Here is a 23,221-nt window from a genome sequence, read left to right on the forward strand (position 1 = left end):
ATATACCCGTGTGCTGTGCTGACCATGGCACGCGTGCCTTCAAACGAAAAGACGCAAGCACCATGCACAGGAAACTTGATCGCAAGCGATCAGCCTGCTCTTAGTGCAATCAAAGCAAGATTCGGAGGCGGACGTGAACTCGGCAGACATTCACCCGATGGCAACGGGGCATATACCCTCTTATGTAACGCAGGCGGACGGTAGCGACTACCTCTTTACCTTTATGGTCATTTTCACCGTCGGTTTGGTGGTCCTGATCGGGGTTGCGTATTTTACGCTGCATTCGATCCCGGAAAAAATGGCGCATGAGAATAACCATCCACAGTTTCAGCTGGTTGGAATACTCGCGCTGCTGGCTTTGTTTACCCACAACGGAATATTCTGGATTGCGGCAATTCTTGTCGCGGGTTTTCAGTTCCCCGATTTTGCTGCTCCGTTACGGTCGATTGCAGATGCCATCCGATCCCTGGCACCGGGGCAGGATAAAGCCGTGGTTTCTGATCCACCCGAACCGGATATTGAGCCCGAACCCTCAGAACCGGCAGCGCAGGGGCACTGAACCATGATTGAGACGATGCTGTGCGCACTGATCACCGTGCTTCCCGACTATCTGTTCCGCCGCTTTGTTCAAGGCAAACGGATCGGACATGAGATTACTCTGTTCACTATGTGGTATGAATTGCGTTGGGGGTTAACGACCTGCGCTATTCTGGCACTGACGGTGATCACCACTTTGTTTTATTTCCATCCGGCCAGCAAAACGGCAGCCTCATACTTCCGGACGGTCACGATCCTTCCACAGCTCGGCGGCCGCGTTTCCGAAGTTTATGTGCGCAACAATGAGCAGGTGACAGCAGGGCAGCCGATTTTCCGGATTGAGGATTTCACGCAAACAGCACAGGTTGAAGCTGCTCATGCGCAAATCGCTCAGGTTCAAGCTTCTTTGAAAGTGGCGGAAACCGATCTGGCCGAGGCCGAGGCAGGCATTGCGGGTGCACGCGCGGCATTGGATCAGGCGCTTGAAGATCTCGAGCGGAATACTACACTGCGCGACGAAGGGTCCAGTGCCGTGCGCCTGGCCGAGATCGACCGGCTTGAAAATTTGGTTGCCGAGCGTGAGGCGCAAGTCACGGCTGCCACTTCCAAGCGTGCTGCTGTGGTGCAGCAGATCGAGGAACTGATCCCTGCCCAGCTTGCCAGCGCGAATGCCCAGCTTGACGCAGCATTGACCGAGCTGGACAAGACCATAATCAGCGCGGGTGTCACCGGTCGCATCGAACAATTTGGGCTGCAGGTCGGCGATTACGTGAGCCCGTTATTGCGGCCGGCAGGCATCCTTGTGCCGTCTTCTTCGGGGCACGACCGGTTTCAGGCTGCGTTCAACCAGCTTTCAACGCAAGTGATCAAACCAGGCATGATCGGTGAAATCGGGTGCATGACAAAACCCTTCACAGTGATCCCCGTCGTCGTCGTCGAGGTACAGGATGTGATCCCTTCAGGTCAGATCAGGCCAACCGATGAATTGCGTGACGTCCAGACCAATACCAAGCCAGGCTCGATCCTCGTCTATCTCGAGCCGCTTTATGAAAGCATGGCCGATGATGTGCCGCCGGGAAGCAACTGTCTGGCCAATGTCTACACGGATAACCACGCCAAGCTGGAAGACGAAAATCTTGGGTTCTGGGAAAAGTCGTTCCTGCATGTGGTCGACACCATCGGTGTTGTCCACGCTGCGGGCTTGCGGTTGCGGTTGATCCTGATGCCGGTGAACACTCTGGTTTTGACTGGACACTAAAACCGGCTCCTAATCCATTACTTGGTGTTTGACCCGGTCCCTGGCAGCCATGTGTTCAACGTGGTTATGTCGCTGAACTTGCGCAGTCTGTGCTACGATGCCTCAGCATATCCTCAGCTGGCCATGATAGGCTGGGGACTTTTTCGGTGCATGGAGGTTACGATGGTTGATACAAATTCTGCATTTGTAGGAGATATCCCGGGAAATTACGATCGAGAGATGGGGCCGGTGATATTCGATCATATGGCCCGCATTATGGCGCAGAAAACAGCGGCCGTTTCGCCCAGACAGGTGTTAGAACTCGCTGCAGGCACAGGGATCGTGACCCGGCATGTGTCTAGTGCGTTGGATGATGGGCATATTGTAGTCACAGACCTCAACGAACCGATGCTTGATATCGCACGCACTAAGTTCAGCGAGACGGATAACGTGAGTTTTCAAACTGCAGATGCGCAGGAGCTTCCATTCGATGACGCAAGTTTCGACGCGGTCATCTGCCAGTTCGGTCATATGTTCTTCCCTGATCGTGCCAAAGCCTACGCCGAAGCGCTCCGGGTATTGAAACCGGGTGGCATTTATTTGTTTTCGACCTGGGGCACGAACGCCGAGAACCCATATTCCGAACTGGTCATCGAAACATTATCCGCTGCATTTGATGGTCATCCTCCCGGTTTCATGAAAGTCCCGTTCTCGCTACACGATGCTGCCGCGATTCTGGATGAGGTTGCGCAAGCAGGGTTTGTCGAGCCACGCCACGAATACGTCGAACATGCTTCAACTGTTGCGAGTTTTGATAATTTTGCGTTGGGCCTGATGCTTGGCAGCCCAGCCTATTTTGAGGTTCTCGAACGCGATGGAGACCATGATGAAATTGCCAGAGATCTCGCACACAATATGCGTGCACGTTTTGGTTCAGAGCCGTCGGCGATACCGCTGAAAGCCCATTTCTTCCAGATGGTGTCTCCTTGAACGGATGACCAAAAAAAGGCCCGCAGGATTCTGCGAGCCTTGATCTTATCTTACTGGGTTAGACTTTACTGCGGAATGTCGCCTTCCAGCCCCTCGATGTAAAAGTTCATCCCGGCCAGCGTGCCGTCATCAGCAACTTCGCCTTCAGCCAGCCAGGCGCTGCCGTCCTGTTTGTTGATCGGGCCGGTGAAGGGGTGATATTCACCTGCCGCCATCGCGGCTTTCAGGGCCAGCGCCTCTTCTTTGACATCAGCCGGTACCGCGTCGGAAATCTCACCGATTGCGACCATTCCTTCCCGGATGCCGTCCCAGGTATTTACACTCTCCCAGGTGCCATCCATGACCGCCTGTGTCCGCGCGATGTAGTAGGGTGCCCAATCATCGATGATCGATGACACACGCGGGAAGGGGGCGTATTCGCTCATGTCAGAGGCCTGACCGAAGGTTACCACATTGCCAGCTTCCTGCGCCGCAGCTTGCGGTGCGGTCGAGTCGGTGTGCTGCAGAATAACGTCCGCGCCCTGTTCGATCAGAACCTTGGCGGCGTCAGCCTCTTTGGCGGGATCAAACCATGTGTAGGCCCAGACGATTTTGAACTCGACATCCGGGTTCACCTTTTTGGCGTGCAAATAGGCCGAATTGATACCACGGATCACTTCGGGGATAGGGTACGACCCGATGTAGCCAATGATGTTGGACTTAGTCATGTTGCCCGCAATGTGCCCTTGCACCGCGCGTCCTTCGTAGAAACGGGCCGAGTAGACCGAAACGTTGTCTGCGGTTTTGTAGCCGGTCGCGTGCTCGAACTTCACATTCGGGAATTTCTTTGCGACATTGATTGTCGGGTCCATGTATCCGAATGAGGTGGTGAAGATAAGGTCAGCACCTTCCAACGCCATCTGAGTCATCACGCGTTCGGCGTCTGGGCCTTCCGGGACCGATTCAACAAACACAGTCTCAACCTTGTCGCCGAACTCTTCCTCGACTGCAAGGCGACCCTTGTTGTGTTCATAGGTCCAGCCACCGTCGCCCACCGGGCCGACATAGACGAACCCGACTTTGGTCTTGTCTTGGGCCATGGCACCGGTGGCCAGACCCAGCGCCATGGCGGCGCTTGCCAAAAGTGTAGTGAATTTCATGTGTTACTCCCCAAGTTGGTTTAGTTAGCCCCTAGAGCGAGGCATGGAATGTACGGCCCAGTGAGGCAGGTGCGCTGCTCTTGTCGGCCGAAAGGATCACAAGCACAAGGATCGTGATAATGTAGGGCGACATTGCCAGATACTCGACCGGGATGGCAACGCCCGCCGCCTGTAAATTCAGTTGCAACACAGTGATTCCGCCGAACAAATAGGCACCCAGCAGAACACGCCATGGTTTCCAACTGGCGAACACCACCAGTGCAAGAGCGATCCAACCAACACCAGCGGTCATACCCTCGGTCCACTGAGGGACTCGGATCAGGCTGATATAGGCACCGCCAAGTCCGGCGCAGGCCCCGCCAAACAGGATCGCCATGATGCGGATCTTGATGACTTTGTAGCCAAGCGCGTGGGCGGCGTCATGGTTTTCACCCACAGCGCGCAGGATAAGTCCAATACGGGTGTATTTAAGCGTGGCCCAGACGGCCGCGATTATCGCGATGCCGACATAGAGGATCGGATCGTGTTGGAACAGGATCGGACCGACGACCGGAATGTCGCTGAGCAGTGGGATATGTATATCGCCCATGCTGGGGGGTTTGATGCCCACATAGCTCTGCCCCATGAGCGCGCTGAAGCCCAATCCGAACAATGTCAGGGCAAGACCGCTGGCGACCTGATTGGCCAGCGCAAACTGCGTCAACAGCACGAATAGCAGCGATAGCACCGCGCCTCCGATCGCTGCCGCGATAAAGCCCAGCCAGGGTGAACCGGTCTCAACCGAGATCGCAAAACCACTGATCGCGCCTACGATCATCATACCCTCGACGCCGAGGTTCAGAACGCCCGCCTTTTCGACGACCAGTTCACCAATCGCGGCCAGAAGCAGTGGCGTTGCGGCCACCATCAGCGAAGCGACCAGAAGGACGGGGTTAATCTCACCAAGGTCCATTATGCCACCTCGCTACGTGCCGCACGGATGCGGTAATTTGTCAAAAGATCGAATGCCAACAAGAAGAACAGCAGCATTCCCTGAAACACCTGTATCGCGGCGGCAGGCAGGCCTAGTTGAGACTGCGCAATTTCACCACCGATATAGGTCAGTGCCATCAGCCCGCCTGCCAGCAGGATACCTACCGGGTGCAGACGGCCCAGAAAGGCAACGATGATCGCAGTGAAGCCATAGCCGACGTTAAAGTCGATGCTAACCACGCCCGAGGGGCCCGAGACCTCGAACATACCTGCCAGACCGGCAAGTGCACCGGACAGGCCAAGACAGAACAGGATCAAACGTGCTGGGTTCACGCCGGCAAATTTGGCTGCACGAGGCGCCTCACCTGTCAGGCGAATGTGAAAGCCCAGCATGTGCCGGTTCAGCAGAATATATGAGAAGATCACTGCAATAAATGCCGCAACTACACCCCAGTGCATACCTGAACCTGCGATCAGTTCCGCATTGTGCGCACTTTCATAACTTTGCAGGTTGCGCGATCCGGGAAAGCCAAACCCTTCGGGGTTCTTAAGCAGACCCAGCGAAACCGAGGCCAAAAACTGCTCGGCCACATAGACCAGCATCAGAGAGACGAGGATTTCGTTGGTTCCGAACCGAACCTTAAGAAAGGCCGGAATCATAGCCCATAGCCAGCCGCCAAACGCGCCTGCGATCACCATGATGGGAAAGATGAAGAACGCATCCATCGGATAGAATGCCAGTCCAGCACCCGCCCCGAAGATGGCTCCCATGATATATTGACCCTCGGCACCGATATTCCAGATACCTGCGCGAAAACCCAAAGACAGGCCAATCGCAATCAGCACCAAAGGCGCACCTTTGACCAACAGTTGAGGGCGGTAGTAGAATGCGAACTCGCCAAACAGCGGTTCCCAGAAAATTGTTCCGATCGCCTCAACCGGATTTTTGCCCAGTATAGCGAACAGCAATCCGCCAAAAACCATCGTGGCCAACACCGCCACCAAGGGGGTCGCATATGACCAAGCCTTGGATGGCTGAGGTCGTTTCTCCAGCACAATCACCCGATTATCCCCCCGCTTTCTTCATCTTTTTGAAAATATTCTCGTAGAAGGCAGTTCAACACGTCAGACATGCGCCACCTCCATGCCATGTGCTCCGCCCATCATCAGGCCAATCTCATCAACCGTCAGGCCGGTGGTCTCACGCGGCGCACTCAGACGCCCTTCGTTTAACGCGGCAAAGCTGTCCGAGATTTCCATAAGCTCATCAAGGTCTTGGGAAATACAGATCACTGCCGTTCCCTTGGCCGCAAGATCCAGGATCGCTTGCCTTATCGAGGCAGCGGCAGCGGCGTCCACACCCCAGGTTGGCTGGTTCACTACCAACACATCGGGGTTCTGCAACACCTCGCGACCGATAACGAACTTTTGCAGGTTCCCACCCGAGAGCGATCGTGCTGCATTCTCAGGCCCGGGTGTCCGAACGTCGAAAGCGCTGATGATTTTCTCGGCAAACTCTTTGGTTTCGTTCCACTTTAGAAAGCCATTGCTTTCCAACCCTTCGCGGATCGATCCGGTCAGCAGGGCATTTTCAGTCAGACTCATATCAGGGGCAGCTGCGTGGCCCAGCCGTTCTTCGGGGGCGGTCAGCACACCAAGTTTCCGCCGGGCCGTCGGACCGAGCTTGCCAATCGCTTGACCATTGAACTTGATCGCATCTGCAGCAGTTGGAATCTCTCCTGACAGAACACCCAGCAATTCGTCTTGACCGTTTCCGGCAACGCCACCGATGCCCAGAACTTCGCCCTTGCGGACGGTCATGTGAACATTGCGCAACGCCGTGCCAAATTCCGAAGGCGATGGCACTGAAAGGCCACTTACATCCAGTGCGACTTCGCCAAACTCCCGACCGGATCGTTCTGGCGTTTGCAACGTCGAGCCGACCATCATTTCGGCCATGTCACGGGCGGAGGTTTCGGCGGGCACACACTCGCCTACATTCTTGCCCAGACGTAGGATCGTGGCGTGGTCACACAGCGTTCTGATTTCTTCAAGCTTGTGTGAGATATACAGGATCGAGGTACCTTCGGAGCGCAATTTATTCAGCGTTTCAAAAAGGATGTCGACTTCCTGAGGGGTCAGAACCGATGTTGGTTCATCCATGATCAACAGCTTGGGGTCCTGCAGCAGGCAACGGATGATCTCGACCCGCTGACGCTCTCCCGCAGACAGGTCACCCACTGTGCGATACGGATCCAGCGGCAGGCCATAAGTTTCCGACACCTCGCGGATGCGGGACGCCAGATCACCCATCGCAGGAGGGTTTTCCATACCAAGCGCGATGTTTTCAGCGACGTTCAGGGCATCGAATAATGAAAAGTGCTGGAACACCATCGCTATCCCATCAGAGCGCGCTGCCCGAGGTTCAGGCGGTGCAAAAGACTGGCCACGCAGTAGCATCGAACCGCTGTCGGGCTTCACCAGGCCATAGATCATCTTGACCAGCGTCGATTTGCCCGCGCCGTTCTCGCCCAGCAAGGCGTGAACCTCGCCCTCTCCGATGTCGAAAGACACCTGATCATTGGCCACGACGCCGGGATAGGCTTTGGTCAGCCCTTGAAGACTTAGAAGTGGAGTGGTCACGCGCTCAGGTCCTTCTTCAGTTCATTCTGCCGGGCCGGGCGCAGAAGTTGCGCTGCGACCCCAACGGCGATCATCTGCGGGTGTTTGCCCAGATTGGGGTCGCCAATCGGGCAGGTAATCCGGCCTATACGTGCGGGCGGATGTCCAAGCGCCGCCAGTCGCGACCGGAATCGCGCCCATTTAGTAGCTGAACCAATCAGCCCGACAAAACGGAAATCGTGCAAAAGCAACCTGTTGCACAGTTCCAGATCCAGATTGTGTGAATAAGTAAGCACCAAATGCTCGGCCTCAGGCGGTGCATGTCGCACCAGTTCTGCAGGCTTGGCCGCCGGCACGGCAGTCACCCCCGACGGAATGCTGCTGGGAAAACGCTCGGGACCGGTATCAACCCATGTGATTGCAAGATCGGGCAGGGGGGAAAGAACATCCACCAACGCACGGCCAACATGCCCTGCACCCCAAATCCAGAGGTTGCGGGTGGGTTCGTGGATGGGTTCGATCATCCATCCCTCGATCAGCTGTGGCTCGGGTGCGACGCCTTGAGCGCGAGACCGCGCTAATACGCGTTTAACCGCCATAGGCTCAACCTGAGTATCCAGCGGGTCCTCTTTTTCGCATTCCTGGGTCACAGGTCGTGCGACGACCGTACCTTCAATATGCGTTAAAGAAGCGTTGTCATATATCTCCGAAAGTAGCGAAAGCGCTCCGCCGCAGCATTGGCCCAAATCAGGGCCAAGTGCATGCTGGCTCAACCGTGACGGCTTGGTTTGGTGACGTGCAGCTTCAGCGGCCTGATATTCCAGCGTGCCGCCGCCGATGGTGCCGCTTTGCCCGTCTTTCCATACCAGCATCGAAGCGCCAACTTCGCGCGGTGATGATCCCTTGATCCCGGCAATGACGACCCGAACCACCTTGCCGTGGGTTTTGACCGCCTCCCTCAAAGCCTCCCTGTCAAATCCCATCAGGTATCTCCCTTTACCCTTTGAATTCCACGCCAGACTTCCTCTGCGGTCGCAGGTGCATTCAGCGCGGGATAGCTGGTTCCACACGCCGCCACCGCGTTCGATAGGGCCAACCAAGCTGATATGCCCAGATTGAAGGGTGGTTCACCAACCGCTTTCGAACGATAGATCGTGTCCTCGCGGTTCTCACCGTCCCAAAGCGCGACATTGAAGATATCGGGTCGGTCAGAACAGGTCGGTATCTTGTAGGTGGACGGTGCGTGCGTGCGTAGACTGCCTTTGCCGTCCCAGACCAGCTCCTCTGTCGTCAGCCAGCCTGCGCCCTGAACATAAGCACCCTCGACCTGCCCGACATCCAACGCCGGGTTCAGGGACGCACCCGCATCATGCAGGATATCGGTGCGCAAGATACGGTTTTCACCGGTCAGTGTATCGACAGCCACCTCAGTGATGGCTGCGCCATAGGCAAAGTAAAAGAAGGGGCGCCCATGGCCTTTGATCCGGTCCCATTCGACCTTCGGAGTTTTATAGAATCCGGTTGCGGACAGGCTGATGCGCCCCTGATATGCCAACGCTGCGGCTTCGGCGAAGCTATAGCTTTCTTCGCCTACTGAAACTTGCCCGTCCGCAAATGTCACGGTCGTGGGGTCGGCCTGATGTCGTTCAGCCAGATAATCCGCCATCCGGTCACGGATGGTGTCGCAGGCTGCTTTGACCGCCATGCCATTCAGATCACTTCCTGACGAGGCCGCGGTGGCGGATGTATTCGGTACTTTGGCCGTATCGGTGGCGGTAATTTTCACCAGCTCAAGTGGTATGCCAAAACGCGACGCTGCAACCTGAGCGACCTTCTGGAACAACCCCTGGCCCATCTCAGTGCCACCGTGGTTCAGGTGGACCGAGCCGTCCTGATAAACATGCACCAGCGCACCGGCTTGGTTCAGGTGGGTCAGTGTAAAGGAAATGCCAAACTTCACCGGGGAAAAACCGATTCCCTTCTTGATCACGCTATTCTCGGCATTCCATGCGTCAACCGCCTGCTTGCGGGCTGCATAGTCGCTAGAGTTCAGCAAAGCTGTTGTCATGCCATGCAGTTCGCAATCGCTGACTTCCATCCCATAAGGCGTGGTGTTGCCGCCTGCGGGTACCGGGCGAACCGGTGCATCGCCCATCTCAACCGCGCCTCGGCTGGTGAGGTCCTCATGCGGGTCAGGATGGCCCAGAGATTTCTGAGCAACCGGGGGATCGGCCACCTCATGCGCCGGTTCATAGTAGTTCCGGCGGCGCAGCTCGATCGGGTCCAGCCCCATAACATGCGCCGCGTGGTCCATTACGCGTTCAATCCCAACGATCCCTTGCGGACCGCCAAACCCACGATAGGCCGTGGCAGACTGGATGTTGGTCTTCAGCCGATGGCTTTCGATCCGGGCATTTGGCAGCAAATAGGAATTGTCCGCATGCAGCATGGCGCGATCTGCTACCGGAAGAGACAGATCCTGCGCCCAACCGCACAAGGCATAGTGTACAAAGGAAACGCCCTGAATATGTCCGTTTTCATCGAACCCGGCTTTGTACGAAATCCGGAAGCCATGGCGCTTGCCCGTGATCGTCATATCGTCATCACGGTCATAGCGCATCTTGCAGGCCTTGCCAGTCGCACGTGCGGCGATGGCGCAGGCGACGGCCAAAGCGTTGCCCTGGCTCTCCTTGCCGCCAAAACCTCCGCCCATCCGCCGTGTTTCAACCCGGACTGCGTGCATGGGAACACCCAGTGCATCGGCTACCTTGTGCTGTATCTCGGTCGGGTGCTGAGTCGAACTATGCACTAGCATATCCGCGCCTTCATTCGGCACTGCCAGGGCTGCCTGACTTTCCAGATAGAAATGTTCCTGCCCACCGATCTCAAACGTATCTTCGACGATATGAGCCGCACCTGCGATGGCGGCCTCTGCATCGCCCTTGGCGTAGATACGCGGGCCGTCCTCGAATCGGCTGTCAGCGGCAAGGGCCTCCTCGACTGTCAGAATCGGTGCTTCCTCGGCATAGTCGATCTTGCCCAGCCGGGCCGCTTTTCTGGCAGCCAGATGGCTGGTGGCGACGACCAGAAATACCGGTTGACCGATATAGTGCACCGTTCCATCCGACAAAAGCGGCTCGTCGTGGATTGATGGGGATACGTCGTTTGCAAAGGGCAGGTCATCAGCGGTGATCACCGTCTCCACACCGTCAGCAGCCTTTACGGCAGACAGATCCATGGCGCTGATTTTACCTTTAGCGATCGGGCTTAGTCCGAACGCCAGGTGCAACGATCCCTTTGGTGTCGGGATGTCGTCGACATAGCGCGCTGTACCGGCCACATGCAGTGGTCCAGTGTCGTGCGGAAGGGATTTGGCGACACTCATGCCGACACCTCCAGTACATTGGACAGTTTGCCCTGATCTTCGTTGTAGTATCTGACAAGCATCGCCTTGGCTGTTTCCAGACGATACGTGGCCGAGGCCCGCATATCGGTCATCGGCGCGTAATCTTCCGCAAAAGCAGGCAATGCGGCGTTAATTGTTTCGCGCGTCCATGGCTGGCCGGTTAGCGCAGCCTCGACGGCCGTTGCACGTTTTGGAGTTCCAGCCATGCCGCCAAAAGCAACGCGAACCTGTTCGACTGTGCCGTTGGTTACGGTGATGTTGAAACACCCACAAACGGCCGAGATATCCTGATCGAACCGTTTGCTGAGTTTGTAGCACTTCAACCGATCAGCCTGACGCGGGAAGCTGACGGCCTCGACAAACTCGCCCGGCGCGCGATCTTGTTTGCCGTAGTCATTGAAGAACTCTTCCAAAAGGATTGACCGGCGGGCGTCACCCTTGCGCAGGTGCAGTGTTGCTCCCAAAGCAATAAGGGCAGGAGGGTTATCTCCGATGGGCGAGCCATTGGCGATGTTGCCACCAACTGTTGCCGCGTTTCGGACCTGAACGCTGGCATAGCGCCGAACCATTTCTGCATAAGACGGATGCAGATCGGCAAGCGCATTGCCCATGCGGTTCATGTCGACCATTGCGCCAAAGCGGATTTCTTCATCGGTGATCGTGATCTCTTTCAGATCTTCACAACGATTAAGAAAGATTACGGGATCAAGGTCGCGCAGCTGCTTCGTGACCCAAAGTCCGACATCCGTTGCCCCGGCAACTAAAGTAGCATCTGGATTTTCAGAGTAAATCTTGGCGAGTTCATCCGACGAACCAGGCAACCTGGCAGGGGTCGACTGGATAGACACCGGCTTATCTTTGACCCACACGGGAACTGGATGTGCTTCGGCGGCCTCAGCCGCCCGGATGATTGGTGCATAGCCCGTGCAGCGACACAGATTACCGGCCAGTTGAGTGTCGTGATCCGTCGCGCCATTGGTGTGACTTGCCACCATCGACATCACAAAGCCAGGCGTACAGAACCCGCATTGCGAGCCATGCAGATCCACCATTGTCTTCTGAACCGGGTGAGCGTCTCCATCTGGGCCGCTCGCGCCTTCGATAGTGCGCACCGCTTTACCGTGAAGTTGCGGCAGGAACATGATGCAGGAATTCACCGCCTTGGCACCGTCCTCATCGGTCACCATGACAGTGCAGGCTCCGCAATCACCTTCGTTGCAGCCCTCTTTGGTGCCGGTAAGGCCGCGATCCTCGCGCAACCAATCCAGCAAGGTCGCCGTCGGATCGATATCCTCCAGCTCCACTGTCTCTCCGTTCAGAAGAAACGTGATATTCATGAGTGAAACCCGTCGCGTTACCCAGTTGCGCCCTTTGGATGCTCTCCTTCGATGCGACGTAGAAAGAGTGGCGGGCGTGTAGCTTGCCATCTGATGTTAGAAACAGGCTGTGCGATCTGGCAAGAAAAACTGTCTCTGTGATACATCATATGGCGCGAATTGTGGTCAATTGCCGCATCTATCTATCGTTCAGTGCTCTGAAATTAAAGTATTTTCTTGGATCGGGCTTGCGGGAGTTCAGAAGCACCTTCAGAAATATCCGAATAATCCGCGCGATTATTTTGCCGAATCCATGGGGTGGGTTCCTGCTTTTGCATCCCTGTTTGCTGGGATAGCTTGCAGGAATGAGCAGCCATCCCCGATTCATTCACCTCCGCGTTCACACCGAATATTCTCTGCTGGAAGGTGCCGTGCGGCTGAAAAAGCTGCCGGGTCTTTGCGAGAAGATGGAAATGCCCGCCGTTGCGGTGACCGACACAAATTCCATGTTCTCGGCGCTGGAGTTTGCCGTGACCGCCAGCGGGGCGGGCATTCAGCCGATTATGGGCTGTCAAGTTGATCTGACCTACTTACAAGCACAGCCGGGTGAGAAGCCGAAGGCGCCTGCGCCTTTGGTTCTTCTGGCACAATCCGAGGTCGGTTATGAAAACCTGATGAAGCTCAGCTCGTGCCTTTACGTGGACAAGGGCGGGCAGTTGCCGCAGGTTACATTAGACGAATTGTCAAAGCACTCGGGCGGCTTGATCTGCTTGACGGGTGGGCCGGATGGGCCGGTTGGGATGTTGCTGCAACAAGGCCAGCGCCCAGCGGCCGAGGCTCTGATGGATCGACTAGCAGGGATGTTCCCGGGCAGGCTTTATGTCGAACTTCAGCGTCACCCAGGTGAAGATGGTCAGCCCGAGGCCGAACGCCTGACCGAACGCGGTCATGTCGAGATGGCTTATGCCAAGAACCTGCCGCTGGTCGCCACAAACGATGTCTATTTCCCGACCACGGACATGTACGAGGCGCATGACGCGCTGATCTGCATCGCCGAAGGTGCCTATGTTGACCAGCAGGAAGGCCGCCGCCGCCTGACCGCACAGCACTATTTCAAGTCGCAGCAAGAGATGGTGACCTTGTTTGCCGATCTGCCCGAGGCGATTGAAAACACGATTGAGATCGCCAAGCGCTGCGCGTTTATGGCCTATCGCCGCGATCCGATCCTGCCAAAATTTGCTGATGACGAAGTGGCAGAATTGCGCCGCATTGCGAATGAGGGCCTGCAGAAGCGTCTGGCGGTGATCCCGCATGCGGTGACACCGGAAGAATATCAAGAGCGTCTGGATTTCGAACTCGACATCATTGAAGGCATGGGGTTCCCCGGCTATTTCCTGATCGTTGCCGATTTTATCCAATGGGCAAAGGATGAAGACATCCCGGTTGGCCCGGGACGTGGCTCGGGTGCGGGCTCGCTGGTGGCCTATGCGCTGACGATTACCGACCTTGACCCACTACGTTATTCGCTGCTGTTCGAACGGTTCCTGAACCCCGAGCGGGTCTCGATGCCAGACTTTGATATCGATTTCTGCATGGACCGCCGCGAAGAAGTGATCCGCTATGTGCAGCAGAAATACGGGCGCGACAAAGTAGGTCAGATTATCACCTTCGGTGCACTCCTGTCGAAAGCTGCCGTGCGTGATATCGGGCGGGTCCTGCAAATGCCCTACGGGCAGGTGGATCGACTGTCCAAGATGATCCCGGTCGAAGGCGTTAAACCCGTTTCCATTGAAAAGGCATTGAAGGATGAACCGCGCCTACGGGAAGAGGCACGCAGCGAAGAAGTTGTCGACCGCCTTTTAACTTACGGCCAGCAGGTCGAAGGATTGCTGCGCAACGCCTCAACCCACGCGGCTGGTGTGGTGATTGGCGACCGTCCTTTGGATGCACTGGTGCCGATCTATCAGGATCCGCGCTCGGACATGCCCGCGACCCAGTTCAACATGAAATGGGTAGAACAGGCCGGTCTGGTGAAGTTCGACTTTCTGGGCCTGAAAACGCTGACTGTGATCCAGAATGCTATGGATTTGATCTTCAAGTCTGGGCGGGATTTGCATATCGCTGCCGATGGCACTGAACTCTATGAACCCGCCGAAGGTGCCGAGAACCAGATCAACGCCATCCCGCTGGATGATGAGGCGACATACAAGCTCTATTCGGCGGCCAAGACCGTGGCGGTGTTCCAGGTGGAATCCTCGGGCATGATGGATGCGCTCAAGCGTATGAAACCCACCTGCATTGAGGACATCGTGGCCCTTGTGGCGCTCTATCGTCCCGGCCCGATGGAGAACATCCCGACCTATTGCGAGGTCAAGAACGGGCTGCGCAAGATCGAATCCGTACATCCTCTGATCGACCATATCCTTGAGGAAACCCAAGGCATCATCGTCTATCAGGAACAGGTGATGCAGATCGCGCAGGTCATGGCTGGGTACAGCCTAGGCGGTGCCGACCTTCTGCGGCGTGCTATGGGCAAGAAGATTAAAGAGGCGATGGACGCCGAACGCCCCAAATTCGAAAAGGGTGCGGGCGAGAATGGGGTTGACGCCAAGAAGGCCTCCGAGGTCTTCGACCTGCTGGAAAAGTTCGCCAACTATGGTTTCAACAAATCCCACGCTGCCGCCTATGCGGTCGTCAGCTACCAGACCGGTTGGCTGAAGGCCAACCATCCGGTCGAGTTCATGGCAGGCGTCATGAACTGCGATATCCATCTGACCGACAAGCTGGCTGTCTATTTTGAAGAGGTCCGAAAGGGGCTGGAACTGCCCTATGTGCCGCCCTGCGTGAACCGATCTCAGGCGACGTTTGACGTGGTGGAAGGGCATCTGGTCTATGCGCTGGGTGCGCTGAAAAACGTGGGTGTTGAGGCGATGAACCTCGTCGTCGATGGGCGCGCGGACAAGCCATTTGTGAACCTCTTCGATTTTGCTCGCCGTGTTGATCTGAAAAAAGTCGGCAAGCGCCCGCTAGAGATGCTGGCGCGTGCCGGTGCGTTCGATGAACTCGACAAGAACCGCCGTCGCGTGTTTGAAAGCCTGGACTCGCTGGTGCAATATTCAGCCGCCATCCACGATCAGAAAAACTCAAACCAGGTGTCGCTGTTTGGTGAGGCAGGAGATGACCTGCCCGAACCTCGGCTGTCACCCGCACCAGACTGGCTGCCGGCTGAGAGATTGAGCGAAGAATTCAAGGCCATCGGGTTCTATCTGTCCGGCCATCCGCTGGATGATTATATGCCTGCATTGAGGCGCAAGCAGGTGCTGACAATGGATCAGGTGACCGAAAAGGCGCGCTCTGGTCCGTTTATTGCAAAAATGGCCGGTGTCGTCGCCGGACGGCAAGAGCGAAAGTCGGCGCGTGGCAATCGGTTCGCATTTGCTCAGCTCTCTGATCCCACCGGAGCATTCGAGGTCACGCTATTCTCTGAGACGCTGGAGAAATCGCGCGAGTTTTTGGAAACCGGCGCTCAGGTCGTATTAACCGCCGAAGCCACGATGGAGGCGGATCAGCTCAAGCTGTTGGGTCGGTCAGTTGGTCCGGTCGACGTGGTGGTCGCCGAGGCTGGGGCCACAGGCCTGCGTGTATTTGTGGAAGATTCAAAGGTTTTGCCAAGCATGGCGAAAGTGTTGGAAGACGCAGATAGCAACGCCAAAAGGGCTGCCAAAGGCCCAGTTTACGTCTGCCTGCTTGATCCCGGTTTGCCGGGTGAGGTCGAATTGGATCTGGGACGAAACTATGCGATCAATCCCCAGATCAAAGGTGCCCTCAAATCGCTTGAGGGAATCTCGGAGATCGAAGAAATCTGAGCTCACACCGCGATGTTGCCACACGCGATGGTCCTCGCTAGGCTGGAAATATATCCTCAAGGCTCATTTCACAGGAGGGGTCCGAAATGGCAAGTTCAGGTAATGTTTTCAAGATATTTACACTAGCGGTGGCATGTTCACTGGCATTGGCCACTGCGGTTCAGGCAGATGATAAGAAGAAAAATACTCTCACCGGTGCCTTGGTTGGCGCAGGTGTTGGTGCGCTGGTTGGCGACGGCAAGGGGGCCGCGGTCGGCGGTGTCGCCGGGGCGATTATCGGACATAATTGGAAGTGATCATGATGCTGAAAAATTCCATCAAATCCACCGCCTGTGCCGCGCTTTTTGTCCTTCCGACATTTGCTGTGGCTGACGATTCTGCAGAGCAATTGGTGCAGGATGCCTTGCCCGTGATGCACTATACATGCGCATCGATTGCGGAAGAGGCTGATGGCGACGAAGAATTTGTCGTGGCTGTGGTTGGAAAGATGACGGCCCTGTCGCTTTACAACCGCCAGATCAATATCGAGGATCATGCAGCCACTGACGAGGAAAAGGCCCAACTGCGCGAAGCCTTCATTTCCGCTCTGTCCGAGGGCTGTGCCGCAGACAAGAACGCCCTTCTGGGCGGGGTGGTCGACAATGCGGTGAAATCGACACTGGGGTTGTGATCACTCAATAATGCGGCGGACGTTCGTCGCCGAACACAACTACGCCTGAGCCTTCCTGCGCCCGTTCGGCCTCGCGCTGCAGTAACATCTCGACACGACGGGTCAGGCGGTCGATCTCGCTCTGTTGGTTTGTGACGACCGAGTTCAGCTCTTCAACCGTGCGGGTCAGATGGGCGATCTGTTCTTCCAGATGCTGCATGGGGCTCTCCTTATAGGCGCCTCATAGCGACCCCGGCAGCCCATGACCAGCGAAACCCCACCTTGCTCCGATGGTGGCCATGGGATAGACCGCGCGCGGAACACTAAATCCCAAGGACGCCCCACATGGCCAAGCCCAAGAAACAGCCCCGCCCCAAGGCCGTAACGCCGAAAGGGTTCCGTGACTATTTCGGCGAGGAAGTCACGCAGCGCACCGAGATGCTGCGGACGATTGCGGGTGTCTATCATCGTTACGGGTTCGATGCCTTGGAAAGCAGCGCAGTTGAGACCGTCGAAGCGCTGGGCAAGTTCCTTCCGGATGTGGATCGCCCGAACGAGGGCGTGTTTGCATGGCAGGAGTTTGACGAGGGCGGTAACGGCGACTGGATGGCTCTGCGCTATGACCTAACTGCGCCTCTGGCCCGCGTCTATGCGCAGCACCGCAACGATCTGCCGACGCCTTATCGCCGTTATGCGATGGGTTCGGTCTGGCGGAACGAGAAGCCGGGGCCGGGGCGGTATCGTCAGTTTTATCAATGTGATGCGGATACGGTGGGCACGGCTTCGATGGCTGCGGATGCCGAGATCTGCGCGATGCTGTCGGACACGCTGGAAACCGTTGGCATCCCGCGCGGTGACTATCTTGTGCGCGTCAATAACCGCAAGGTCCTGAATGGTGTGCTTGAGGCGATGGGGCTGGGCGAAGACCTGGCCGCCCGCGATAATGTTCTGCGCACTATCGATAAGTTCGACAAGGTCGGTGAGGCCGGTGTGCGAGAGCTGCTGACCAAGGGCCGGCTGGATGCCTCGGGTGCATTTATCGACGGCGTCGGCCTGAGCGACGATCAGGCCGAACCGGTGATCGCGTTCCTGACCTCGAAGGCTGCCGACACCGCTGGTACGCTGGCCAACCTGCGCGCCGCCGTGGGCGACAGCAAGATTGGCGCGGATGGCATTGCCGAGCTGGAGCAGATCGGTGCCCTGCTGGATGCGGGTGGGTATGGATCGGACCGGATCGAGATTGATCCTTCGGTCGTGCGTGGCCTCGGCTATTACACCGGGCCGGTCTATGAGGCCGAGCTTACCTTCGAGATATTCGACGAGAAGGGCCGCAAGCGGCAATTCGGGTCGGTCTCGGGTGGTGGTCGTTATGACGATCTGGTCAAGCGGTTTACCGGCCAGGAAGTACCCGCGACCGGCATCTCCATCGGTGTTGATCGATTGCTGGCTGCTTTGCGCGAAAAGGGGCGGATCGCGGCGCAGGCCACCGGCCCAGTGGTTGTGACCGTGATGGACCGCGATCGCATGGCGGACTACCAGGCGATGGTGGCGGAACTGCGCAATGCCGGTATCCGGGCCGAGGTCTACTTGGGCAACCCCAAGAACTTTGGCAACCAACTGAAATATGCGGACAAGCGGAACTCTCCAATTGCGGTGATCGAAGGCGGTGACGAAAAGGCAAATGGGATCGTGCAGATCAAGGACCTGATCCTTGGCGCCAAGATTGCCGAAAGCGCCACGCTTGAGGAATGGAAAGAACGGCCCAGCCAGTTCGAAGTGCAGCGCGGAGATCTGATCGCAAAGGTGCGCGAAATTTTGGACAGTCAGGACTGACCCATGCCCAATCGTTCCCAGATACAGGCCCGCGCCGCCATGATGCGCGTCCGGTTCGAGGCCGCGGGTGCGCATGTGGTGGACACACCTTTGTTGCAACCTGCGGGTACGCTGCTGGACCTCTACGGTGAAGATATCCGCGCGCGCGCCTATGTGACCTCGGATGCGCTGCGGGGTGAGCAGATGCTGCGCCCGGACTTCACCTTGCCAGTGGTGCAGATGCACATGTCCGAAGGGGCTGAACCTGCAAGATACACCTATTCCGGCGAAGTGTTCCGTCGTCAGGAACACGATCCCGACCGGGCTAATGAGTATATCCAGGTCGGTTACGAAGTCTTTGATCGCGAAGACCCCGCTGGGGCAGATGCCGAAGTTTTTTCGCTGTTTGCCCTGCAACTACGCGGGCTACCCTTGCGGGCAGCGACCGGTGATATCGGCATTCTGATCGCCGCTGTCGCGGGACTGAAGACAACTGACCGCCGCAAGGACGCGCTGATGCGGCATCTCTGGCGGCCTCGCCGGTTCCGCGTTCTGCTGGACCGATACGCCGGGCGCAAAGCGGGCCTTAAGGGTCGCGATGCTCTGCTTGACGCAGCTGACCCATTGGCGATTGACTTGCCCATGATAGGTAAACGCCGCGCGCCGGAAATCCTCGAACGGATTGAAGCCCTGCGCGAAGACTGCGCCGCGCCACCGATCTCGGACAATGAACTGGCCGGTTTGGAGACACTGCTGAATGTGCGCGAAACCATGCCTTTTGCGCTGGAACAATTGCGCGACGTGGCGGTTGACCTGCCGCAGATCACGCCCGCGCTGGATCGTTTGGAAGCCCGTATCGCAGCCCTGCAGGCGCGGGGCGTGGACGTGAATACACTGGATTTTGAGGCGTCTTATGGCAGAACCTCGATGGAGTATTACGACGGATTTGTATTCGGTTTTTACGCCGAAGGCCGCCCTGATCTGCCACCGGTCGCAACCGGTGGGCGCTATGATGCGCTGACCCGGCAATTGGGAGGTGGGGCCGAGATTCCGGCTATTGGCGGCGTGATCCGCCCGGACCTGATGCTCGAAATCGAGGAGGCCGCGCAATGAGCCTGAAACTGGGCGTGCCCTCGAAGGGCCGATTGATGGACAAGACCTTCGCGTGGTTTGAAAAGCGCGGCATCACCCTTTCGCGCAACGGATCGGACCGGGAATATGCAGGCAAAGTTGAGGGGATTGATGGCGTCTCGCTGATCCTGCTATCCGCCGGGGAGATACCGCGCGAGCTTGCCGCTGGGCGCGTTCATCTGGGTGTGACCGGGATTGATCTGGTGCAAGAGAAACTGCCGCGGTGGGAACAGCAGGTCGAAGAGGTCGCCCCGCTTGGGTTCGGCAAGGCTGACTTGATCATCGCAACACCTGCCTGCTGGGTCGATGTGGATACGTTGGACGATCTGGACGCGGCAGCTGCGAGTTTCCGCAAGGCTCACGGGCACCGGCTGCGTATCGCCACCAAGTATCACCGTTTGGTTCGTGAATTCCTGACAGAAGCGGGCGTGGCCGACTACACGCTGGTCGATAGCCAGGGTGCTACTGAGGGCACGGTGGTGAACGAAACCGCCGAGGCGATTGCTGATATTACGTCAACTGGCGAAACTCTGCGGGCCAACCACCTGAAAATCCTATCAGATGGGTTGATCTTGCAGTCGCAGGCGACTTTGTGGCGCAGCCGGGTGGCAACCTATAACGCATCCGAGAAGACGATTCTGAACGACCTGCTGGATCGGTTGCGCTAAAGCACGCCGATATCCGCCAGGGCACGGTTCAGGTCGTCGGGCAGGGCATCGTCTTGCTCGCGTCCTCTGGGCAAATCGGCCGGAGTATCCTCGGGTTTCAGATAGCGCCAGCCTTGGAACGGGCGTTTCAGAGCGTTCTGCGTGCGATGCACCTCGGGGTCGAGAACGATGGCACAGCGGCGGATTCCATCCTCACCGCGCACCTCGTCCAGCCGTAGAATCTGCTGACGGCATTGGACGACACCTTTGATCACCCAATAGATTGATCCGCCATTCAAAATCTCGGATTCACGTTTGGGCCACATACGTGTGACATGGCGCGGGCATCCGTCCTCATAAAGAGGTTTTCGGCTGTCCTGCCATGCGATCAGCGTGTCGACGCTTTCTGATCCAACCGAAAGTTTGATGAGGTTTACGTACTTATCCACAGCTTTCCCACAGAGTCGTTCATCGACTATCTATCCATTGTAGCTCATGCGCGATTGTCATCAAGGTATTGTGGATGATAGTCTGAATACCTCTTTCAGCACAGGGAATCACCAATGAGCCGCTTTGCCGCCCCCATCGCCGAGCAGATCTGGGACATGAAATACCGCTTCAAACAGGCGGATGGCACACCCATCGATCAGACGGTCGAGGACAGTTGGCGGCGAATTGCACGTGATCTGGCGCGGGTGGAACAGGACCCGGAGCGTTGGGAAGAAAAATTCTACACCGCGCTTGAGGATTTCAAATACCTCCCTGCTGGTCGCATCACTGCTGGGGCGGGCACCGCACGTCAGGTGACCCTGTTCAACTGCTTTGTGATGGGCACGATCCCCGACAGCATGGGCGGCATCTTCGATATGCTGAAAGAGGCCGCTCTGACCATGCAGCAGGGTGGGGGGATCGGTTACGATTTCTCGACCATCCGTCCACGCGGCGCGGACGTCAAAGGGGTTGCCGCCGACGCATCTGGTCCGCTGAGCTTTATGGATGTGTGGGATGCAATGTGTCGCACGATCATGTCCGCGGGCTCGCGCCGTGGGGCGATGATGGCGACCATGCGCTGTGACCACCCGGATATCGAACAGTTCATCACCGCCAAGTCCGACCCGGCGCGCCTGCGCATGTTCAACATGTCCGTGCTGGTGACAGATCCGTTCATGGAGGCCGTCAAAGCCGATGGCCCGTGGGATTTGGTGTTTGACGGCAAAGTCTATCACACAGTTCAGGCCCGTGATCTATGGAACAAGATCATGCAGGCGACCTATGACTATGCCGAGCCAGGTGTGATCTTCATCGACCGCATCAACACTGCCAACAACCTCAGCTACGTCGAGACGATTGCTGCGACCAATCCATGCGGCGAACAGCCTTTGCCACCTTATGGTGCTTGCCTGTTGGGTTCGATCAATCTGGCGCGGTTGGTGGCCGAGCCCTTTGAGGACGCGGCGCATCTGGATGAGGACGCTTTGCAAGAGCTGGTCGCCACCGCCGTTCGCATGATGGACAACGTGGTCGACGCGTCGAAATTCCCGCTGGTTGAACAAGAGGCGGAAGCGCAAGACAAACGCCGTATCGGGCTGGGCGTAACGGGTCTCGCAGATGCACTGCTGATGTTGGGCCTGCGCTATGGCTCGGACGAGGCGGCGCGTCAGACCGAGCAATGGCTGCACGCGATCGCCCGCGCCGCGTATCTGGCGTCGGTGGACTTGGCAAAGGAGAAAGGCACGTTTCCTTTGTTCGATGCTGAGAAATATTTGGCCAGTGGTACGATGCAACAGATGGATGACGATGTGCGCGATGCGATCCGCGAACACGGCATCCGCAACGCGCTGCTGACGTCGATCGCGCCGACGGGGACGATCTCGCTCTATGCCGGGAACGTGTCGTCGGGGATCGAACCGGTCTTTGCTTATGCTTACACGCGCAAAGTGCTGCAGAAAGACGGTTCGCGCACTGAAGAAGAAGTAGTCGACTATGCCGTCCAGATGTGGCGCGATAAGTTCGGGGATACGGAGCTGCCCGACTATTTCGTTAACGCACAAACGCTGTCGCCGTCTGATCACGTCAAGATGCAGGCCGCGGCGCAGAAGTGGATCGACAGCTCGATTTCGAAGACCATCAACTGCCCCGAGGATATAAGCTTTGACGCCTTCAAGGATGTCTACATGCAGGCTTGGGATCAAGGCTGCAAAGGTTGTACGACCTATCGCCCCAACGATGTGACGGGGTCTGTTCTGACCGTGTCAGAGAGTACAGATACAGCACCAGGTGAAAGTGCCGCTGCGCCGCAGGAGGTTGATGGCGGCGAAGTCGTCTATATGTCAGAGCCGCTGGATCGTCCGCAATCTCTAGAAGGGTCGACGTACAAGCTGAAATGGCCCGACAGCGAACACGCGATCTATCTGACGATCAACGACATTGTCATCAGTGGTCGTCGTAGACCGTTCGAAGTATTCATCAATTCGAAGAACATGGAGCACTATGCCTGGACGCTGGCCCTGACGCGGATGATTTCCGCTGTTTTCCGCCGGGGCGGAGATGTTTCGTTTGTTGTGGAGGAACTGAAAGCCGTCTTTGATCCACGCGGCGGGGCTTGGGTCAAGGGTAAGTACATCCCCTCAATTCTTGCTGCAATCGGTGGCGTGATCGAGCAGCATATGGTTGTAATCGGATTTCTCGAAGGTGAAGGAATGGGCCTAAAGTCGGACCCCCAGGCGCAAGTTGTCAATATCGACACTCCACGCGGCAAAGCATGCCCGTCCTGTGGTCAGTTCGACATGGTGATGATCGAAGGCTGCATGACCTGCAGAAGTTGCGGCCATTCGAAATGCGGTTAGGTTCTGGGTACATAGTTGTTGACGTACCCATAGTATTGCCATTTTGGCCCT

At 57.0% G+C, this 23,221-nt stretch carries 19 protein-coding genes; 10 read left to right on the top strand and 9 right to left on the bottom strand.

Annotated features, from left to right (window positions below; all coding sequences use genetic code 11):
• Positions 1–133 precede the first annotated feature (133 nt).
• From ACR0DU_RS07540 to ACR0DU_RS07550, 3 genes are all read left to right on the top strand, one after another.
• On the top strand, positions 134–559 hold the full coding sequence (locus ACR0DU_RS07540; RefSeq protein WP_319546548.1) for a hypothetical protein: 426 nt from the start codon (positions 134–136) through the stop codon (positions 557–559).
• Positions 560–562: 3 nt separating this feature from the next.
• On the top strand, positions 563–1,795 hold the full coding sequence (locus ACR0DU_RS07545) for an HlyD family secretion protein (protein ID WP_480873403.1): 1,233 nt from the start codon (positions 563–565) through the stop codon (positions 1,793–1,795).
• Positions 1,796–1,957: 162 nt separating this feature from the next.
• The gene (locus tag ACR0DU_RS07550; RefSeq protein ID WP_480873405.1) at positions 1,958–2,764 is read left to right on the top strand and encodes a class I SAM-dependent methyltransferase; all 807 of its coding nucleotides are present in this window, start codon (positions 1,958–1,960) and stop codon (positions 2,762–2,764) included.
• Positions 2,765–2,829: 65 nt separating this feature from the next.
• Here the strand turns inward: ACR0DU_RS07550 and ACR0DU_RS07555 are convergent, their stop codons facing one another.
• From ACR0DU_RS07555 to xdhA, 7 genes are all read right to left on the bottom strand, one after another.
• A complete protein-coding gene (locus tag ACR0DU_RS07555; protein ID WP_170703522.1) occupies positions 2,830–3,903 on the bottom strand; it encodes a BMP family ABC transporter substrate-binding protein in 1,074 nt (357 codons plus the stop codon).
• Positions 3,904–3,934: 31 nt separating this feature from the next.
• Positions 3,935–4,855, bottom strand: coding sequence for an ABC transporter permease (locus ACR0DU_RS07560; protein ID WP_480873407.1), 921 nt, complete (start codon positions 4,853–4,855; stop codon positions 3,935–3,937).
• The gene (locus ACR0DU_RS07565; RefSeq protein WP_480716471.1) at positions 4,855–5,937 is read right to left on the bottom strand and encodes an ABC transporter permease; all 1,083 of its coding nucleotides are present in this window, start codon (positions 5,935–5,937) and stop codon (positions 4,855–4,857) included. The genes ACR0DU_RS07560 and ACR0DU_RS07565 overlap by 1 nt, the downstream gene beginning before the upstream one ends.
• Positions 5,938–6,000: 63 nt before the next feature.
• The gene (locus ACR0DU_RS07570) at positions 6,001–7,518 is read right to left on the bottom strand and encodes an ABC transporter ATP-binding protein (protein ID WP_170476697.1); all 1,518 of its coding nucleotides are present in this window, start codon (positions 7,516–7,518) and stop codon (positions 6,001–6,003) included.
• Positions 7,515–8,480 (bottom strand): xanthine dehydrogenase accessory protein XdhC, encoded by a 966-nt coding sequence (xdhC, locus tag ACR0DU_RS07575; RefSeq protein WP_480873409.1) that lies wholly within the window; start codon positions 8,478–8,480, stop codon positions 7,515–7,517. The genes ACR0DU_RS07570 and xdhC overlap by 4 nt, the downstream gene beginning before the upstream one ends.
• Positions 8,480–10,882, bottom strand: coding sequence for a xanthine dehydrogenase molybdopterin binding subunit (gene xdhB / locus ACR0DU_RS07580; RefSeq protein WP_480873411.1), 2,403 nt, complete (start codon positions 10,880–10,882; stop codon positions 8,480–8,482). The genes xdhC and xdhB overlap by 1 nt, the downstream gene beginning before the upstream one ends.
• The gene (gene xdhA / locus ACR0DU_RS07585; RefSeq protein ID WP_480873413.1) at positions 10,879–12,240 is read right to left on the bottom strand and encodes a xanthine dehydrogenase small subunit; all 1,362 of its coding nucleotides are present in this window, start codon (positions 12,238–12,240) and stop codon (positions 10,879–10,881) included. The genes xdhB and xdhA overlap by 4 nt, the downstream gene beginning before the upstream one ends.
• Before the next feature lie 344 nt (positions 12,241–12,584).
• Here xdhA and dnaE point away from each other — a divergent pair, with 344 nt between their 5' ends.
• The 3 genes from dnaE (at position 12,585) to ACR0DU_RS07600 (ending at position 16,755) form a co-directional block, all read left to right on the top strand.
• On the top strand, positions 12,585–16,085 hold the full coding sequence (gene dnaE, locus ACR0DU_RS07590; RefSeq protein ID WP_480873415.1) for a DNA polymerase III subunit alpha: 3,501 nt from the start codon (positions 12,585–12,587) through the stop codon (positions 16,083–16,085).
• Positions 16,086–16,171: 86 nt separating this feature from the next.
• A complete protein-coding gene (locus tag ACR0DU_RS07595) occupies positions 16,172–16,381 on the top strand; it encodes a YMGG-like glycine zipper-containing protein (protein ID WP_170543230.1) in 210 nt (69 codons plus the stop codon).
• 2 nt (positions 16,382–16,383) lie between these two features.
• Positions 16,384–16,755, top strand: a complete 372-nt coding sequence (locus ACR0DU_RS07600; RefSeq protein WP_170780650.1) for a hypothetical protein — start codon at positions 16,384–16,386, stop codon at positions 16,753–16,755.
• 4 nt (positions 16,756–16,759) lie between these two features.
• Here the strand turns inward: ACR0DU_RS07600 and ACR0DU_RS07605 are convergent, their stop codons facing one another.
• Positions 16,760–16,954, bottom strand: coding sequence for a SlyX family protein (locus ACR0DU_RS07605; protein ID WP_480873416.1), 195 nt, complete (start codon positions 16,952–16,954; stop codon positions 16,760–16,762).
• Between the two features lie 125 nt (positions 16,955–17,079).
• Between ACR0DU_RS07605 and hisS the strand changes: the two genes are divergently transcribed.
• The 3 genes from hisS to hisG are packed head-to-tail and all read left to right on the top strand — an operon-like array spanning position 17,080 to position 20,345.
• Positions 17,080–18,567 (top strand): histidine--tRNA ligase, encoded by a 1,488-nt coding sequence (gene hisS / locus ACR0DU_RS07610; RefSeq protein WP_480873418.1) that lies wholly within the window; start codon positions 17,080–17,082, stop codon positions 18,565–18,567.
• Between the two features lie 3 nt (positions 18,568–18,570).
• Positions 18,571–19,659: an ATP phosphoribosyltransferase regulatory subunit gene (locus ACR0DU_RS07615; protein WP_480873420.1), complete on the top strand. Its 1,089-nt coding sequence runs from the start codon at positions 18,571–18,573 to the stop codon at positions 19,657–19,659.
• Positions 19,656–20,345: an ATP phosphoribosyltransferase gene (hisG, locus tag ACR0DU_RS07620; protein ID WP_480873422.1), complete on the top strand. Its 690-nt coding sequence runs from the start codon at positions 19,656–19,658 to the stop codon at positions 20,343–20,345. The genes ACR0DU_RS07615 and hisG overlap by 4 nt, the downstream gene beginning before the upstream one ends.
• Here hisG and ACR0DU_RS07625 read toward each other — a convergent pair.
• Positions 20,342–20,773: a DUF1489 family protein gene (locus ACR0DU_RS07625; protein ID WP_170543240.1), complete on the bottom strand. Its 432-nt coding sequence runs from the start codon at positions 20,771–20,773 to the stop codon at positions 20,342–20,344. The genes hisG and ACR0DU_RS07625 overlap by 4 nt on opposite strands.
• A gap of 114 nt (positions 20,774–20,887) precedes the next feature.
• On the opposite strand from ACR0DU_RS07625, the gene ACR0DU_RS07630 reads away from it, so the two are divergent.
• Positions 20,888–23,170, top strand: a complete 2,283-nt coding sequence (locus ACR0DU_RS07630; protein ID WP_480873424.1) for an adenosylcobalamin-dependent ribonucleoside-diphosphate reductase — start codon at positions 20,888–20,890, stop codon at positions 23,168–23,170.
• Positions 23,171–23,221: the final 51 nt, after the last annotated feature.

The organism is Ruegeria sp. G2 (genome assembly GCF_056533505.1).